Annotated in this window: 15 protein-coding genes and 1 riboswitch; of the genes, 9 read left to right on the forward strand and 6 right to left on the reverse strand. The window is 75.1% G+C overall.

Annotation, left to right across the window (positions count from 1 at the left end; translation table 11 throughout):
* The coding region (locus BF93_RS19065) for an HNH endonuclease (RefSeq protein ID WP_051486903.1) at window positions 1-1,997 on the reverse strand (1,997 nt) is incomplete at its 3' end.
* Window positions 1,998-2,413: 416 nt separating this feature from the next.
* Between BF93_RS19065 and BF93_RS19070 the strand changes: the two genes are divergently transcribed.
* Window positions 2,414-2,809: a hypothetical protein gene (locus BF93_RS19070; RefSeq protein ID WP_051486904.1), complete on the forward strand. Its 396-nt coding sequence runs from the start codon at window positions 2,414-2,416 to the stop codon at window positions 2,807-2,809.
* Here BF93_RS19070 and BF93_RS12190 read toward each other — a convergent pair.
* Window positions 2,742-3,269 carry a DUF2087 domain-containing protein gene (locus tag BF93_RS12190; protein ID WP_051486905.1) on the reverse strand — a complete coding sequence of 176 codons (528 nt, stop codon included), beginning with the start codon at window positions 3,267-3,269 and terminating at the stop codon, window positions 2,742-2,744. The two genes, BF93_RS19070 and BF93_RS12190, sit on opposite strands and share 68 nt — an antisense overlap.
* 212 nt (window positions 3,270-3,481) lie before the next feature.
* Between BF93_RS12190 and BF93_RS12195 the strand changes: the two genes are divergently transcribed.
* Window positions 3,482-4,498 (forward strand): FAD-dependent monooxygenase, encoded by a 1,017-nt coding sequence (locus BF93_RS12195; protein WP_038373012.1) that lies wholly within the window; start codon window positions 3,482-3,484, stop codon window positions 4,496-4,498.
* A 45-nt stretch (window positions 4,499-4,543) separates the two neighbouring features.
* On the opposite strand, the gene BF93_RS12200 is transcribed toward BF93_RS12195, so the two are convergent.
* Window positions 4,544-4,966 (reverse strand): VOC family protein, encoded by a 423-nt coding sequence (locus BF93_RS12200; protein ID WP_038373014.1) that lies wholly within the window; start codon window positions 4,964-4,966, stop codon window positions 4,544-4,546.
* A 16-nt stretch (window positions 4,967-4,982) separates the two neighbouring features.
* Window positions 4,983-5,582 carry a class I SAM-dependent methyltransferase gene (locus tag BF93_RS12205; RefSeq protein WP_038373015.1) on the reverse strand — a complete coding sequence of 200 codons (600 nt, stop codon included), beginning with the start codon at window positions 5,580-5,582 and terminating at the stop codon, window positions 4,983-4,985.
* Window positions 5,583-5,708: 126 nt separating this feature from the next.
* Here BF93_RS12205 and BF93_RS12210 point away from each other — a divergent pair, with 126 nt between their 5' ends.
* On the forward strand, window positions 5,709-6,914 hold the full coding sequence (locus tag BF93_RS12210) for a glycosyltransferase (protein ID WP_038373016.1): 1,206 nt from the start codon (window positions 5,709-5,711) through the stop codon (window positions 6,912-6,914).
* On the forward strand, window positions 6,911-7,735 hold the full coding sequence (locus BF93_RS12215) for a PIG-L family deacetylase (protein WP_038373017.1): 825 nt from the start codon (window positions 6,911-6,913) through the stop codon (window positions 7,733-7,735). The genes BF93_RS12210 and BF93_RS12215 overlap by 4 nt, the downstream gene beginning before the upstream one ends.
* On the opposite strand, the gene BF93_RS12220 is transcribed toward BF93_RS12215, so the two are convergent.
* On the reverse strand, window positions 7,689-8,435 hold the full coding sequence (locus BF93_RS12220) for an endonuclease/exonuclease/phosphatase family protein (RefSeq protein ID WP_232226383.1): 747 nt from the start codon (window positions 8,433-8,435) through the stop codon (window positions 7,689-7,691). The genes BF93_RS12215 and BF93_RS12220 overlap by 47 nt on opposite strands.
* Window positions 8,432-9,493: an ADP-ribosylglycohydrolase family protein gene (locus BF93_RS12225; protein WP_051486907.1), complete on the reverse strand. Its 1,062-nt coding sequence runs from the start codon at window positions 9,491-9,493 to the stop codon at window positions 8,432-8,434. The genes BF93_RS12220 and BF93_RS12225 overlap by 4 nt, the downstream gene beginning before the upstream one ends.
* Window positions 9,494-9,600: 107 nt before the next feature.
* On the opposite strand from BF93_RS12225, the gene BF93_RS12230 reads away from it, so the two are divergent.
* The 5 genes from BF93_RS12230 (at window position 9,601) to BF93_RS12250 (ending at window position 15,805) form a co-directional block, all read left to right on the forward strand.
* Complete coding sequence (locus tag BF93_RS12230; RefSeq protein WP_156954142.1) at window positions 9,601-10,419, forward strand: hypothetical protein; 819 nt, start codon at window positions 9,601-9,603, stop codon at window positions 10,417-10,419.
* 4 nt (window positions 10,420-10,423) lie between these two features.
* Entirely contained in the window at window positions 10,424-12,391 is a 1,968-nt protein-coding gene (locus BF93_RS12235) for a M13 family metallopeptidase (protein WP_038373019.1), read from the forward strand.
* On the forward strand, window positions 12,388-12,966 hold the full coding sequence (locus BF93_RS12240; RefSeq protein ID WP_038373021.1) for a hypothetical protein: 579 nt from the start codon (window positions 12,388-12,390) through the stop codon (window positions 12,964-12,966). The genes BF93_RS12235 and BF93_RS12240 overlap by 4 nt, the downstream gene beginning before the upstream one ends.
* A gap of 19 nt (window positions 12,967-12,985) precedes the next feature.
* A riboswitch (TPP riboswitch) is annotated at window positions 12,986-13,089 on the forward strand.
* Window positions 13,090-13,133: 44 nt separating this feature from the next.
* Window positions 13,134-13,739: an ECF transporter S component gene (locus tag BF93_RS12245; RefSeq protein ID WP_038373022.1), complete on the forward strand. Its 606-nt coding sequence runs from the start codon at window positions 13,134-13,136 to the stop codon at window positions 13,737-13,739.
* Window positions 13,736-15,805: an ATP-binding cassette domain-containing protein gene (locus BF93_RS12250; protein WP_232226389.1), complete on the forward strand. Its 2,070-nt coding sequence runs from the start codon at window positions 13,736-13,738 to the stop codon at window positions 15,803-15,805. Before BF93_RS12245 ends, BF93_RS12250 begins: the two co-directional genes overlap by 4 nt.
* The last annotated feature ends 22 nt before the right edge of the window (window positions 15,806-15,827 follow it).

The raw sequence follows: 15,827 nt of genomic DNA on the forward strand, positions 1-15,827 counted from the left end.
CCGCGCCCGCCGCGCCCGCCGCGCCCGCGACCGGCGGTGCCCGGCGTCGCGGCCCCGCGGCGTCGGGCGCCGTCCGCGCGGTCCTTGGCACGGGCGGCCAGGCGCTCCTCCCGGCGCACGGACCGGCGACCGGCCCGGTTCAGGTCCGGGGGCCGCTGCGAGGGCGGGGTCGGCGAGGATCCGACGACGCCGTAGGGGCTGACCCACGTCACGAGGGTCCCGCCGGGCCGGTGCGGATCCGCGACCAGGCGGACGTCCCACTGCGCGGCGTCCTTGTCGTAGTTGCTGCCCGCGCACAGGCCCTGCCCGTTGGACAGGGACGTCTTCCCGCCCTGCGCGTGGGGATGGATGTGGTCCGCGTGCCGGGAGGCGGCATTGCAGTTCGGGCTGCGGCAGATCCCATCCCGGCTCAGGACCATCCTCCGCAGGTTCACCGGGAACGCGCGCGAGACCGAATCCATCGCGACCAGCTCGCCGCTCGCGGGATGGGTGTACAGGCGCCGATAGAACATGCGGAGGCGGTGCGCCTCGGCCCGGGCGTCCTCGTCCCCGTCCGCGAGGTCCCCCAGGGGCTGCCCCATCAGCACCGGCGTGAGCGCCCGCCCAGGGACCAGCCCGTATCCGGACAGCGACGCATGCTCCGTCCCGTCGTCGAGCTGCAGGAGGGCTCGATCGGTGATGGTGATCAGCAGCTCGATCCGCGGCCCCTTCGGCGTCGCGGCCGGCCGGTCCATGCGCGGCCGCCCTGAGGACGATGCGGCCCCCAGCAGATCAGGACCTCGCGCGGATCCCACCGGGCCGGGCGGATATGCCGGACGTCCCGGTGGTCGTGCGTCGGCTTCCCCGCCGAGATCGGAGCCTCCGCCGACATCGGCTCCCCCGCCGGAATCGGCTGCCTCAGCAGGATCGGAGTCCTCGCCGGTCTCTGCCTCGCCCTCGGCCGGGGCCGGAGGGTTCTCTGCGGGGCGGATCATCTCGCCGGTCCGCAGGTCGTACATCGGCTTCAGGTCCTCCTCGAAGAGCATGGTCCTCGCCGCGTACGGGGTCGGGTCGACCTCGACCGGGGGCTCTCGGGTCAGCGCGTCGCTGTAGTAGTTGGTGGCCTCGACGAGCATGTCCGGGCGCAGGGCGCCGAGCGGCACCCGGCTGCCTGCCGCGCGCGCGGACTCGGCCGCCGCCTGGACGACCGCCTCGATCTGTGCCGCGCCGAACGCCGGCAGCATCGCGACCAGCCGCGCCATCCCGTGCCGCTGCGGCGTGATCTTCAGGTACCGCCGCTTCGCGGCCCGCACCTCGCGGTCCCGCGAACGGGCCGGGTCCGTCCGCTTCTCCACGAGGTCGGCCACGACCTCGCGGACGGCCTTCTCCCCCAGCCCGTCGAGCCGAGCCACGTTCCGGGAGATCTCCGCGTCCACCGCCTCGCAGACCTCGCGCGGTTCATCACGCAGCTCCTGCGTGATCGCGAGGACCGTCGCCTCCGGCACCCGCGCGACGGCCTTCGCGGCGCGGAGCGAGGGCATCGACCGGGCGAGCCTCCGGGCACTGGACAGCGCGGCGGAGGCGATATGGCTGCTGCACCGCCGTGCTCCCGCGATGTTCGAGGTCACGCCGTCGTCGAGCCGCCGCCCCGCCTTGCCGGCGGCGGCGTTGACCGCACGGATCCGGGCCGCCGCCTCGAGCATCCAGGAGTCCTCGACCGATCCCAGGCGCGTGCGGGCCTGCGCGAGCATGGCCACCACCGCCAGCGCCTCGTCGGGCGTCCCGGCGGGAGCCTCGATCGCTGGATGCACGGTCGAGCGGGAGACCTCGGCGGAGGCCGCCGCCGCCTCGATGATCGACACCACCGCCCCCATCGCAGGGGTGCCCTCCAGCGGCGCGAGCGCCCTGCGGACCGCGTCGAGGGCGTCCTCCAGGCCCTGCGGAGCGTCAGCCCCCGCAGGCCCGCAGGAGACGGTCAGCCCGTCCCCGTCGATGTGCCCCCGTGCACCCTGTCCCATGCCGACTATTTTACGCCTCAGCTCGACCGAGAGGAAGCCTCCAGAGCGATTCTCGAGAAATTGTGGAAAAGACTGCGATGGGGAGGAGCAGCGGTGCTCGACATGGGGATACCGGGCAGTTGTGGGCGGCGCACCTCGTCTGTCGGCCCGCTGTGATAGGCGCTGACGACCAGTTCACGCCGCCTTCCTGCCTCGCGCGCCGCGCCCGCCTTTCCCGAGGACGCGCAGGGTCGGGAAACCGGGAGATGGACTCGCAAAACGTGCCTCCACCCCCCCATTTCCTGAATTCGCAGCACGCACGGACGAAGCGGACGGATTCCCGTGTCCGGCGATCCGACGCATTCTTCCTCCCTGCCTCGCCCTCCGGCTGTCGGTCCCCCTGTCTAGCCTCCCGAGCACAGACCGAAGGAGGGCACATGCATCACCGCACGCGCAGCACTCCCGCCCGCACGACCCTGCCCGCGTCCCCGCCGATCACGTCCCGCGCCTCGAGCCCGGGCCTGCTCGAGCGCGAGGAGATCCGCCGGGCGCTCCTGCGCTCCCGCCCTGAGCTGTCCGGGCGCATCTCGACCGGACCGAGCGGCTCGCTGACGATCCCGCGCCCCGGAGGTGCCTGCGTCGAGATCGGCCGCATGCGCCGGGCCGGGCGCGTGCGCTGGGTGGTGGTCGCCTCCGACGGGGACAGGCCCAGCGTCCTCGAGGTCGAGTCCGCCGCGCATGCGGCGGGCCTCGCGATCGCCGCGCTCAGCGCTCCGCGGGAGCGCCCGGCCCCTCCGGAGAGCCGGGCGCGACCGATGCGCCGGAGGCGATGAACCGGGGCAGCCACAGGCGCTCCCACTGCGTGATCTCCTGGACCATGTTCCCCTCGCGCCGCGGGACCCGGGCCGCGACCCGGTAGGCGGCGCCGTCGGCCTCCCGCTCCAGGTATCCGAGGTCGACCAGCTCGCGCCGCAGGAAGGCCACGTCCTCATGCACGGCCTCGAGCACCTCGCCGACCTGCGTCTCGTCGTAGACCTCGCCGGGGGCGAAGCGCGCGAGGATCTCGAGCATCACGGCGGTGCGGGCACGCCGACGTGCGGGCATGCCCAGCAGGCGGCCGTCGCGCAGGAACGGTCGGATCAGTCGGGCGTGCTCAGCGCGGGCGGCCGCCTCGCGGTCCGCGGGCCGCACCGCCTGCTCGGCGAGGAGCGCGGCGCGGGCGCTGGTGTAGTTCTCGCCGGTGCGGGCCATGCGGGCGCGCACGTGCTTCTTCAGGTCGCTGTCGCGGGTCATGTCGTTCCACCTCGGGCCACGAGCATCCCCAGCATGCGACGGCGGCCCGGCGCGGTCGGATCAGGACAACCTGCGATGCCGGGACCCGAGGATCCGCTCCCCTTCGCGCGGCCGTCAGGGCTGGGGCCTGCGGTGCGCTGGGCGGTGGGTCGCCGCCAGGGGCGAGACTCCCATGGCGGACGCAGGCCGGTCAAGCTCGATACGCTCCGGCCATGCCTCTCACGATCCGTGTCCTCGGGGCGGGCGTCGCCGGCCTCGCCGCGGCGGGCCTCCTCGCCCGCGACGGGGCGCATGTCACCCTCATCGACCGGGAGCCCCGCCGGACGGCGCTGGGCACCTCGCTCGGCCTGTTCGGTCCCGCCCAGCGCGCGCTCGCGCGGCTCGGGGTGCTCGAGGAGGTGCGGGCCGCATCGGCCGCTCCGCGCGAGGGCCATCTGCGCGCTCGCGACGGGACGGTGCTGGCCCGGGTCCCGGCCGGCGGTGCGCTGCTCGTGCCGCGGACGGACCTCACCCGGATCCTGCGCGCCGCACTGCCCGGCTCGGTGCGCCAGGAGACGCGCGAGGTCCGCGATGTGCGGCCCGAGCTCGCGGCCGCGGACCTTCTGGTGGGGGCCGACGGCGTCCATTCGCTGGTGCGGCGGTCGGGCTGGCCCGGCTCTGCGGCCCGCCGGCACGGCCAGACGGTGCTGCGCGGCACCACGGATGCCCCGCCGCCGGACATCTCGGAGACCTGGGGCGGGCCGTGGCTGTTCGGGATCACCCCGCTGGCCAGCGGCGGGACGAACTGGTTCGCCTCCGTGCCGGAGCATCGGTCGGCATCGGTCGCAGAATCCCTCGACCACCTGCGCGGCGTGGTCGGCGGGGCCCATGCGGCGATCGATGCCGTGCTCGAGGCGGCCTCGCCGGAGCGCACGGTGGTGCACGGCATCCTCACCAGCCCCGTGCTGCTGCCGATCCGCGACCACTCCGTGCTGATCGGGGACGCCGGCCACGCCATGGCGCCGAACCTCGGCCACGGCGCGAACACGGCGCTGGAGGACGCCGCCGCCCTCGCCGCCGCAGTCGCGCGGGCGGGGAGCGTCCGCGGGGCCCTGCGCATCTACGCGGCACGGCGCACGGTGCCCGATGCCGCGTGGCAGCTCGGATCGACCGCGATGATGCGCCTGGCCACGCTCGAGCGGGGTGCCCGCCTGCGCGACGGCCTGCTCAGGGCGCTGGCGCCGCGCTGAGGCCGGGCCCCGCTCTGCAAGGGCCCGCTCTGCCGGGGCCCGCGCTCAGAGGTCCCGCGAGGAGAGCACGCAGAACTCGTTGCCCTCCGGGTCCCGCAGCACGGTCCAGCTGACCTCATCCTCGGCGTCGTCCTGCCCGACGTCCGCGAGGGTCGCCCCGCGCTCGAGCAGCCGCCGGATCTGCGCGTCGCGGTCGTCCTCGAGGTGCGGGGCGAGGTCGATGTGCAGGCGGTTCTTGACCTGCTTCTCCTCGCGGACGGGGACGAACACCATGCCCGGGCCGATGCGGTGCCAGGAGGCGGCGGGGATCGGCTTCCCGGTGTACTCCTCCGGCAGGTCGCGGGGGATGATCACGGCCTCGTCGGGGGTGTCGAACAGCACCTGCCAGTCCAGGACATCGGCCCACCAGCGGGCCTGGGCGGAGACGTCATGGGCGTCGACGACGACGGAGTACCAGCGCAGCCTCATGCGCCGGAGCCTACGCTCAGGCGCGCTTGCGGGCCAGGGTGGTGATCACGTGCCAGTGCTTCTTGCCGTCGAAGAACCGCCCGTCCTCGTCGCGGACCTCCCGCTCGAGGATCTGGAACCGCGAGAACATCGAGCTGATCTGGGCGGTGGAGAGCGTGGCGACATCGGGCCGCTCGGCCCAGGTGTCCTGCTCGCCGAACAGGTCCACGGCCATGATCCCGCCGGGGCGCAGCGCGTCGACCAGGCGGGGCCAGGCCCGCTCGAGGCCCTCCGGGCCCAGCATCGGCAGCGCGTCCGAGGAGTAGATGACGTCCGCCCGGGGGAAGGAGTCCTCGAGGGAGGCGTCGGCGTGGTGGAAGACGACTTCGCCGCTCATGCGGCGGTTCTCGATCAGCCGGTGGGAGAGGGTCTCGTCGATGTCGTAGGCGTGGACGGTCCAGCCGCGGCGGGCGAACTCGAGGGAGTCCGCGCCGGCGCCGGCGCCGATGTCGAGCGCGACCTTCCCCGACCCCTCGCCGCCGGCGGCGAGGATGGCACGGGTGACGATCCGGCGGGCAGGGCGACCCGCGGCGGAGGCGTTGTACGCGGCCCAGTCGATCGTCGCTAGCGAGTTCATGGTCAGAAGGCTAGTCAAGATCGTCCCATATTCAACGGTCAGGGGGTCTGCGGGGCCGGATTTTCGTCACCAGCGAACGGCAGGGTGACCAGCGCCGCATCCGCGGCGCGACCTAGGATGTCCTCCATGTCCCCGTCGCTCCGCATCGCCGTCGTGTCACTGCACACCTCCCCCCTGGAATCCCCGGGCGGCGCGGATGCGGGCGGCATGAACGTCGTCGTCCTCGAGCAGTCCCTCGCCCTGGCCCGTGCCGGGCACCAGGTGGAGATGTTCACGCGCCGGTCCGACGCCCAGGCCCCGGCGACCGTGGAGGTCGCCCCGGGGGTGCGCCTGCACCATCTGGCCGGGGGCCCGCCCGCTCCGCTGGCGAAGAGCCTCATGGAGCAGGCCATCGCGCCGTTCGCGGAGGATCTGCGCGCGCATCTGCAGGCGCTGCCGGCGGGCGACCGGCCCGACGTGATCCACTCCCACCACTGGTTCAGCGGCGTGGCCGCCCTCCCCGTGGCCCGCGACCTCGGCGTGCCGCACGTGCAGTCCTTCCACTCCGTGGCGGCCCCGCAGGAGGCGACCGGGCTCGACGCGGGCGAGCCCGCGGAGTCCTCGGGGCGGATCCCCGGGGAGCGGCAGGTCGCCCAGGAGTCCGATCTGGTGGTCGCGGTCTCCGCTGCGGAGGCCCGCACCATCGCCGAGCGCTACGGCGTCCCGCGCGAGGAGGTGCGCATCGTGCGGCCCGGGGTGGACGTCGAGCGGTTCCGTCCGGCCGATGAGCCCGCGGACCGCCTGGCGCGGCCCACGCTGCTGTTCGCGGCGCGCCTGCAGCCGCTGAAGGCGCCGGAGCTGGCCCTCGACGTGCTGGCCCGGCTGGCGCCCCAGATCGACGCCCGCCTGGTGCTGACCGGCGGCGTCTCCGAGGACTTCCAGGACTACCGGCGCGAGCTGGAGGAGCACGCCGCGCAGCTCGGCGTCGCCGACCGGGTCGAGCTGGCGGGGTCCCAGGACCGCGCCGGGCTCGCGGCGCGCATGCAGCAGGCCAGCGTGCTGCTGCTGACCAGCTGGTCGGAGACCTTCGGCCTGGTGGCCCTCGAAGCGCAGGCCAGCGGCACGCCCGTGGTGGCCTGGCGCTGCGCCGGCGGCGTCCAGGAGGCGATCGGCGCCGGCGGCCTGGTGCTGGGCAGCCGCGACCCCGACGTATGGGCCGAGGCCGTCGCCTCCCTGCTCTCGGACCCCCAGCGCTACGCCCGCGCCTGCACGCAGTCGCGGGACTTCGCCCTGGAGCGCACCTGGACCGCGAGCGCGCAGGCGCTGGCGGAGATCTACGGAGGACTGCGATGACCCCGCTCCCCCACGACGGCCGGGATCCCTGGGACCTGCTCGCGGGCGCCCGCACGGTGCTGGCCGTGCACGCGCATCCCGATGACGAGTCCCTCGCCACCGGCGCCCTGCTGGCCGAGCTCTCCGCCCGCGGCGTCCGGGTGGTGCTGGTGACCGCCACCCGCGGCGAGGAGGGCGAGATCGTCCCGGGCTCCGTGCCGGCGCACGGCTCGCGCGCCCTCGAGGAGATCCGCGCCGGGGAGATCGACGCCGCGGCCCGCACCCTCGGCGTCGCCGAGCGCCACATGCTCGGCGAGCCCCCGGCCCTCGCGCCCGATGCCGCTGCGCGCAGCTACCGCGACTCGGGCATGACCTGGGTGCGCGAGGGGCTCGCCGGCCCCTCGCCCGATGCCGGGCCGGACAGCTTCTCCCTGCGGCCGATGGACGAGGCGACGGCGGATCTCGCGGCGCTGATCGAGGCCGTCCGCCCCGAGGCGGTGATCGGCTACGACGACGCGGGCACCTACGGCCACCCGGACCATGTGCGGGCCCATCACGTGAGCGCGGCGGCGAGCGCCCGCGCCGGGGTGCCGATGCTGGAGGTCGCGAGCACGCAGGATGCCGAGGGGTTCTCCTGGCGGGAGCAGCCGGCCTCCCTCGAGGCCGTGGCCGCGGCGCTGGCGTGCTACCGCACCCAGCTGACCGTCCTCGGGACCCGGCCCGCGGTCGCCGGCGCCGCCGGGGCCGATGCGGTCCCCGCCGTGCTGGTGCGGCACGTGGGCGGGCAGGACGAGGTCATCGCGATGCGGACGGGGCTGCGGCTCTCCGGCCCGGCACGGTGACCTGGGCGAGCACCGGCAGGTGATCGGTGGCCCCGGCGAGCCGCTCGCGGCTGACCGAGGGCGTGCTCCGGACCACCCGGACGGAGGCGTGCAGCTCCTCGCTGGTGAGGACCGCGTCGATGCGGGCGCTGGGACGCCGGGCGGGGAAGGTCGGCTCGCCGGCCGCGGCCCCCGGGTCGTGCAGCACCGTGGCCAGCTCGCTCCAGGCCGCCGCCTCCGGGCGCTCGTTGAGGTCCCCGGCCACGATCACGGCGGCGCCCGAGCCGGCGATCAGGCCCATCAGGCGATGCACGTGGACGAGGCGGTGCGCCTCGTCGAGCGCGAGGTGGACATCGGCGACCACGAGGTCGCCGCCGCCGGGCACGGACAGCCGCACCGCGGCGATCCCGCGCGGGAAGACGGAGTTGGCATCGGTGATCCGCTGCGGCACGGGGACGATGCCGCGGCGCAGCAGCTGGCCGGCGGCCTCCGGCGAGGCGAGGATCGCCAGCCCGCGGGCCAGTCGCCCTCCGAGCAGCACGCGCAGGCCCATCCGCCGGGCGAGCCAGCGCAGGCGCGCCGTGGGCAGCAGCACCTGCGGGGACTCCTGCAGCAGCAGGAGGTCCGGGGCGAGGTCGCGCACCGCATCCGCCAGCGCCGCCGGGTCGTCGCGCAGCCCGCGCACGTTCCAGGTCATCACCCGCAGGTCCCAGGCGGTCACAGGAGCCTCCGCTCGAGTCCGGCCCCGCGCGGGGCGATGGCCGCCTCGGCGAGCTCCACGAGGTCGTCGACCTCGTAGACGGGCCACCCGAACAGCGCCCGGCGCCACTCCGGCGGGACGGCCCGGTGCCCCAGGGCCCCGCCGATCAGCGCCCCGGCGATGCAGGCGATGGTGTCGGTGTCGTACCCGGCGCGCACCGCCGCCTCCAGCACGGCCACCAGGTGGTCGCGCTGGGCGAAACGGCCCTCCGGGATCGGCCCGGCGTGGTGGATGGCCGACCAGGCCGCCTGGAAGGCGTGCACCACCCAGCCGTTGCGGCCGAAGACGGCGGGCTCGGCGGCCTCCGCCGCCTCGATGCGCTCCTCCCACAGGGGGGCGCGCTCCGGCGCGAGCTGGCCCAGCCCGGTGCGGACGTCGACCTCGCCCGTGAGGACGGCGCGGCGCACCGCGAATCCCCACAGCAGGCAGGCGTCCACGACGTCGGGGTGGACATGGGTGAGCAGGCACACGGCCTCGATGGCCGCCCGGACCTCGGCGTCGGAGCCGTGCAGGTGCGGCAGCACCGAGACGTGGATGCGCATCAGGGCGCCGTTGCCGGCGATCTGGGGCAGGTCCTCGTGGGCGTGCAGCGCCGCGGTGCGGAAGTCCGCGGCGGCGGGAACGGTCCGCCCCTCGGTGATCGCGATCTCGCTGGCCCGGCGGATCACGGTGGAGGTCAGCGCGCCGATGTCCGGGGTGCTCATGGACCAGGAGAACCAGCCGCGGGCCACGCGGTCCAGGGTCTCCTCGTCCAGGAAGCCGGTGCTCCCGCCCACGGCGGACAGCGCCTCGAGCAGGACGACGGCCATGGAGGTGTCGTCCGTCCACTCGCCGGGCTCCCAGCCGAGGATCCCGCCGCCGGTCATCTCCACGTCGTCGGACGCGGGGATGGGGGCCTGGAACTCGTAGGGGGCGCCCAGGGCGTCCCCGGCCGCGGCCGCGACGACGACGCCGAGCGCGCGCTCTCGCTGCTGCGCGTCGAGCGCGGGGCGTGGGGGCACCGCATCGTCCGTTCTCACGTGCCCATCGTTCCATATCCCGCCCGAAGCACTACTGGATGGTAGCCAACCTGTCGTGCAGGACACGCCCGCACGCCGGTACGCTGAAGCGACACCGAAGGAGCTCCATGTCGACCCCCATCCCCGACTCGCCCGCGCCCGCCCCCGAGACCTCGGGAGGCTGCGGCTGCGGCGACCCGCATGACCATGCCGGCCACGACCACCCGCCCACCGGGGCGGACGTGGTCCGTGCCCTGGTCCCGGCGCTCTCGATCGTCTCCCTGGCGATCCCGGCGCTGGGCGTGATCATGATCCTGTCGATCCTCGCCTACGCGCCCTCGACGCCCTGGCCGATCCTCATCGGCCTCTCGCTCGGCGCCCTGCAGCTGCTCTCCCTCGTGGCGACCAGCCTGTACGTGGCGCGCACCCGGGTGCAGCTCGCCGTGAACCCCGGCCTGCTCGCGGTGCGCAGCGTCGTGGACGAGCTGCTGCGCCTGGCGGCCGTGTGGTCCGCGACGCTGCTGTGGCCGGCCGATGTGCGCGGTCCGCTCGCGGTGTGGGTCGGCGCGGGCACCGCGCTGGTCTGGGTCGTCCTGGCGACCGCGCAGTCCCTGCGCACCCGCTCCCGGATCGCCAAGCCCTCGCAGTGGTCGACGGAGGCCGTGGCGACCCTGCTGAACGAGGGGGTCGGCGTGCGGCGCAGCATGGTGCTGCGCGTGCTCGACGTCGCCGGCACCATCACCTTCCAGCTCGGCGCCACCATCCTGGTGATGCTCTCCCCCGCCATGGTCGTGGCGACCGTGGTGCTGTCGATCGCCACCGGGCTGTCGACCCTCGTCCTCCAGCGCCGCTCGCCCTCGCAGCGGGCCCGCTCGCCCTGGGCCCTCGCCCCGGTGGGCATCGGCCTGCTCGTGCTCGTCCTCGCCGTCCTCGCCCTAGGAGCCTGACCCGATGGAATCTTCCGCACCCCTGCCCTCCGGCCTCGATCTGCGCTGGAGGGACGAGGCGATCCGCCCGCAGGACGACCTGTTCGGGCACGTCAACGGCCGCTGGCTGCGCGAGCACGTGATGCCCGCGGACCGCTCGAGCGACGGCGAGTTCCGCCGGCTGCGCGACCTCTCCGAGGAGCGCGTGCGGGAGATCGTCGAGGAGGCCCCCGCGGACAGCCGCATCGGCGCGCTCTACCGGGCGTTCATGGACGAGGACGCGATCGAGGCCAAGGGCTCCGCGCCCCTCGAGCCGCTGCTGCAGGAGATCACGGCGACCGCGGATCGGGGCGAGCTGACCGAGCTGATGGCCTCCCCCGGGTCCGGCACCTCGCTGCTGCTGGCCTACGTGTGGACCGACGACCGCGACTCCACCCGCTACCAGGTGAAGATCCACCAGGGCGGGCTGGGCCTGCCCGACGAGTCCTACTACCGCGAGGACGCCTACGCCGAGATCCGCACGGCCTACGTCGAGCATCTCTCCCGCCTCGCCGCCCTGGCCGACCTGCCCGGCCGTGCGGGCCTCGTGATCGGCGACGCGGCCGCGCAGGCGCGCGCCGTCATGGACTTCGAGACCCGCCTGGCCGGCGCGCACGTGGACGTGGTCCGGGTGCGCGACCGCGAGAAGTCGGACAACCCGATGGACGCCGCGGCCCGCGCCGAGACCGCCCCGCGGCTGGACTGGGCGGCGTTCGTGCGCGGCACGGGCGCCCCCGAGGCGGCCTTCGACGTCGTCTCCGTCGGCCAGCCCGAGTTCCTCGCCGAGGCCGATGCCGTGTTCGCCGAGACCGACCTCGCCGTCCTGCGGACCTGGCTCGCCCTGCACACCATCGCCTCCTACGCCCCCTACCTCTCCTCCGCCTTCGTCGAGGAGGACTTCGACTTCAACGGCCGGGTCCTCTCCGGGGCCGAGGAGCTGCGCGAGCGCTGGAAGCGCGGCGTGGCCCTGGTCGAGAGCATCGCCGGCTTCGACGTGGGCCGGGAGTACGTGGCCCGCCACTTCCCGCCCGCCCACAAGGAGCGGATGGACGAGCTGGTCGCCGCGCTGCTGGAGGCCTACCGCGCCTCCATCGAGCAGCTGGACTGGATGACCCCGGAGACCCGCGGCCGCGCCCTGGAGAAGCTCTCCCGCTTCACCCCGAAGGTCGGCTACCCCGAGCAGTGGCGCAGCTACGACGGCCTGGAGATCGACCCGCAGGACCTGGTCGCCTCCGTGCGGGCCAGCCGCCGCTTCGACGCGGACTACGAGTACGCCAAGGTCGGCGGGCCGATCGACGAGCACGAGTGGCACATGACCCCGCAGACGGTCAACGCCTACTACAACCCCGGCCGCAACGAGATCGTCTTCCCCGCCGCGATCCTGCAGCCGCCCTTCTTCGACGCCGAGGCGGACCCGGCCGTGAACTTCGGCGGGATCGGCGCGGTGATCGGCCACGAGATCGGGCACGGCTTCGACGACCAGGGCTCGAAGTACGACGGCGACGGCAACCTGCGCTCCTGGTGGACCGCGCAGGACCGCGCCGCCTTCGAGGAGCGCACCTCGCGGCTGATCGACCAGTTCTCGGCGCTGTCCCCCCGGGACCTCGAGGAGAGCCACCGCGTCAACGGCGCGCTGACCATCGGCGAGAACATCGGCGACCTCGGCGGCCTGTCCATCGCGGTCAAGGCGTACCTGCAGGTCGCCGGCTCCGACGCGCCGGAGATCGACGGCTTCACCGGCCTCCAGCGGGTGTTCCTGTCCTGGGCCACCGTGTGGCGCGGCAAGAACCGCGAGCAGGAGGCGATCCGTCGCCTGGCCACGGACCCGCACGCCCCCGCGGAGTTCCGCTGCAACACGGCCGCCAGCCACGTCGACGCCTTCCACGAGGCGTTCTCGGTGACCGCGGGCGACGCCCTCTACCTCGAGCCCGCGGACCGCGTGAGGATCTGGTGAGCCGGCCGGATCCGCCCTTCTACGTCGGGGCGACCCGGCCCGGGGCGGTGGGCTGGACGCGCATCGGCATGACCGCGGCGATGGCGCTGGTGCTGCTGGTGCTGGGCCTGACCGTGCGCTCCGCCGTCCCGCCGCTGCTGGTGGTGCTCCTGGCGGCCGTCGCCCTCGGCATGGCCCTGTGGTCCTGGATGCGGCTGTGGACGCGGTTCATCGTCGACGAGCACGGGGTGACCGTCTCCTACGGCGGGTTCTGGCCGCAGCGCCCCTGGGACGTCGCCGCCTTCCGCACCGTGCAGCTGCGGGAGATCCCCGGGGAGACGCTCGGCGTGAGCGTCGGCCCCCTGGGGCGGCCCCGCGGCCGCATCATGACCGGGGCCGCGCACGAGCGGCGCCCCGTCGCCGGCCGCCCCGTCCACCCGCCGGAGGCACCGCAGGAGACCTACCGCATGCAGGTCACCCGCGCCGGCACCATGGTCGAGATCATCGGCCGCGACGGCACGCACTTCCTGCTCTCCCCCACCGATCCCGAGGCCACGGCGCTCGCGGTGGACCAGGCGATCCGGGCACGGCGCTGAGACGGTAGGATCGGTCCGTCATCCACGACAGGGGAGCACCGCACGGTGCTGAGAGTGCGCACGGCGCAGACCCTCGAACCTGATCCGGCTCGCACCGGCGGAGGGAGTCGGGACTTCTCGGCGGCATCACTGCCGCATCCCCTTTCCATCTCGGGAAGGAGATCATGATGACGACCACGACGGGCACCGCCCGCACCCGCTACCGCACCATCGACCTGGTGGTGGTCGCCGGGATCGGCGCCGCCTTCGGCGTCGCGTTCCTGGGCTACGGGGCGCTGTACAGCCTCATCGGCCCTCTCACCGCCGCCTTCAAGCCCGCCGAGGGCCTGCTGGCGGGCATCTGGTTCCTGCCCGCGGTCATCGCCGGCCTCGTCGTGCGCAAGCCCGGCGCCGCGATCGGCGCGGAGCTGATCGCCGCGACGCTCGAGATGATGCTCGGCGGGCAGTGGGGCTGGGGCACGGTGGTCTCGGGGCTGCTGCAGGGCGGCGGCGTCGAGCTCGCCTTCGCCCTGACCGCCTACCGCCGCTCCACGGTGCCCGTCGCCGTGCTCGGCGGCGTGCTCGCCGCGTCCCTGGAGTGGGTGTGGGAGCGCTTCGCCTACTACCCGGAGATGAGCTGGGGCTTCGCGATCATCATGCTCGGCTTCTTCCTCGTCTCGGGGGCGCTGCTGTGCGGAGCGCTCGGCTGGGCGGCGACCCGGGCCCTCGCGGCCACGGGGGCGCTGGATCCCTTCCCGGCCGGTCGCGAGCTGGCGGGCGCCGACCGGGCGTGAGCACCGCGACCGCCGCCGCCGTGCTCGGGGTCGAGGACCTCGGCTGGCGGCCCGCCTCCCGCCGGGAGCCCACCCTCTCGGGCGTGACGCTGCACGTCCCGGCCGGACAGCGGGTGCTGCTGGCCGGGGCCAGCGGCGCCGGGAAGTCGACGCTGCTGCGGGCGCTGGCCGGGCTGCTGGATCCGGAGGCCGGAGAGATCACCGGCGCCCTGAGCACCCCCGACCGTCCCGGCGAGCGGGGCCTGCTGCTCCAGCAGAGCGTGCACGCCCTGGTCGCGGCGACGGTCGCCCGCGATGCGGCCTTCGGACCGGAGAACGCCGCGCGCTCCCGGGCGCAGATCGCCGACACCGTCCGCGGCGCCCTGTCCGCGGCGGCGGTCGACGTCGACGGGGAGGCCTCCCCCTTCGACCTCAGCGGCGGCCAGCAGCAGCGGGTCGCCCTGGCCGGCTCCCTCGCCCTCGCCCCGGACGCCCTGCTCCTGGACGAGCCCCTGAGCATGCTCGACCCGTCGGCGGCCGATGCCGTCCACGCGGCGATCCTCGAGGCCGCCGAAGGGCGCACCCTGGTGGTCGCCGACCACCGCACCGCCCGCTGGCTGCCGCACGTGGACCGGGTGATCCTGCTCGGGCCCGGCGGGAGGATCCTCGCCGACGGCCCGCCCGGCACGGTGGCGCTGCCCGCCGCCGAGCTCCCGCCGCCCCCGCGCCCCGCGCCCGGGGCGGAGGTCGCCGCCCTCGAGGCCGTCGCGATCCGCCGCCGCGGAGGCCGCGAGATCCTGCACCGCGACCTCGACCTGGCGCTGCGCGCCGGGGAGCTCGCCGCGCTCACCGGCCCGAGCGGCAGCGGGAAGACGACGCTGCTGCGGGTCCTGCTGGGGCTGGAGGCGCCCGCCGCGGGGAGGATCCGCCGGCCCGAGCGGGAGCGGACGGCCTTCGTCCCGCAGGAGCCCGAGCACTCCTTCGTCGCCCGGACGGTGCGCGAGGAGGTCACCGCCTCGCCCTGGGCGCAGGACGAGGCCGCGGCGGAGGAGCTGCTGGAGCGCGCCGGGCTCACCCACCTGGCCGCCGCGAACCCCTTCACGCTCTCGGGCGGGGAGCAGCGGCGCCTCGCGATCGTCGCCGCCCTCGCCCAGCGCCCGCGGCTGCTGGTGCTGGACGAGCCGACCGTCGGCCTCGACGACGCCCGGCTGGCCGACGTGGTCGCCCTGCTGGACCGCGCCCGCGAGGACGGCTGCGCGATCATCGCGGCGACCCACGACGAGCGCCTCGCCTCCCGCGCGGACCGCACCCTCGCGCTGCCGGCGCGCCCCGCACCGGACCGGCCCGTCTCCCGGGAGATCACCCCGGTGCCGCACCCCCGCCGCACGGCGGCGCGCGCCTGCAACCCCCTCACGCTGTGCGCCGTCGGCCTGCTCGCGGCCATCGGCTCCTTCGGCGTGTCGACATGGCAGATCGGCGTGCTGGGCCTGCTCCCCGTGCTGCTCCTGGCCCCGCTGGCCGTTCCCGGCTGGCGATCGGCGGTGCTGCGCCTGGCGCCGGTCCTGCTCTCCGCGGCGACCCTGGCATGGACCACCGCCCTGCTCTCCCCGCTCGCCCCGCTGTCCGCCTCGGCCTGGCTGCTGGGCGCGAAGGAGGCCTCCCGGATCACCCTGTTCGTCGCGCCGGGCGTGCTCGCCCTCGCCTCCGTGGACGTGACCGCCCTGGGCGATGCCCTGCGCACCCGGCTGCGCCTGCCCGGCCGGCCGCTCGCCGCCGGGGTCGCCGCCCTGGTCCGGATCGGGCACCTGCGCGGGCAGTGGGAGCGGATCCTCGCCGCGCGGACGCTGCGCGGGCTGGGCTCGGCCCGCTCGCCCCGCGTGCTGGCCTCGGCGACCCTCGCCCTGCTGGTGGACACGCTGCGCGGGGCGGAGCAGCAGGCCCTGGCCATGGACGCCCGCGGATTCGCCGAGGCGGACGCGCGCACCGTCGCGCTGCCCAGCCCGCTGGGGCGGGCCGACGTGATCGGCGCGCTGGTGGGCATCGCGCTGCTGCTGTGGCCCTGGGCGCTGCGGCTGATGATCGGCTGAGGGCCCCGGCGCCTACCCTGGT

This window comes from Brachybacterium phenoliresistens, from assembly GCF_000576425.1.
Classification (GTDB): domain Bacteria; phylum Actinomycetota; class Actinomycetes; order Actinomycetales; family Dermabacteraceae; genus Brachybacterium; species Brachybacterium phenoliresistens.

Coding starts and splice junctions, on each gene's coding strand:
- BF93_RS19070 (WP_051486904.1), top strand. CDS start 2,414: ATGCATCACCGCACGCGCAGCACTCCCGCCCGCACGACCCTGCCCGCG.
- BF93_RS12190 (WP_051486905.1), bottom strand. CDS start 3,269: ATGACCCGCGACAGCGACCTGAAGAAGCACGTGCGCGCCCGCATGGCC.
- BF93_RS12195 (WP_038373012.1), top strand. CDS start 3,482: ATGCCTCTCACGATCCGTGTCCTCGGGGCGGGCGTCGCCGGCCTCGCC.
- BF93_RS12200 (WP_038373014.1), bottom strand. CDS start 4,966: ATGAGGCTGCGCTGGTACTCCGTCGTCGTCGACGCCCATGACGTCTCC.
- BF93_RS12205 (WP_038373015.1), bottom strand. CDS start 5,582: ATGAACTCGCTAGCGACGATCGACTGGGCCGCGTACAACGCCTCCGCC.
- BF93_RS12210 (WP_038373016.1), top strand. CDS start 5,709: ATGTCCCCGTCGCTCCGCATCGCCGTCGTGTCACTGCACACCTCCCCC.
- BF93_RS12215 (WP_038373017.1), top strand. CDS start 6,911: ATGACCCCGCTCCCCCACGACGGCCGGGATCCCTGGGACCTGCTCGCG.
- BF93_RS12230 (WP_156954142.1), top strand. CDS start 9,601: ATGTCGACCCCCATCCCCGACTCGCCCGCGCCCGCCCCCGAGACCTCG.
- BF93_RS12235 (WP_038373019.1), top strand. CDS start 10,424: ATGGAATCTTCCGCACCCCTGCCCTCCGGCCTCGATCTGCGCTGGAGG.
- BF93_RS12245 (WP_038373022.1), top strand. CDS start 13,134: ATGACGACCACGACGGGCACCGCCCGCACCCGCTACCGCACCATCGAC.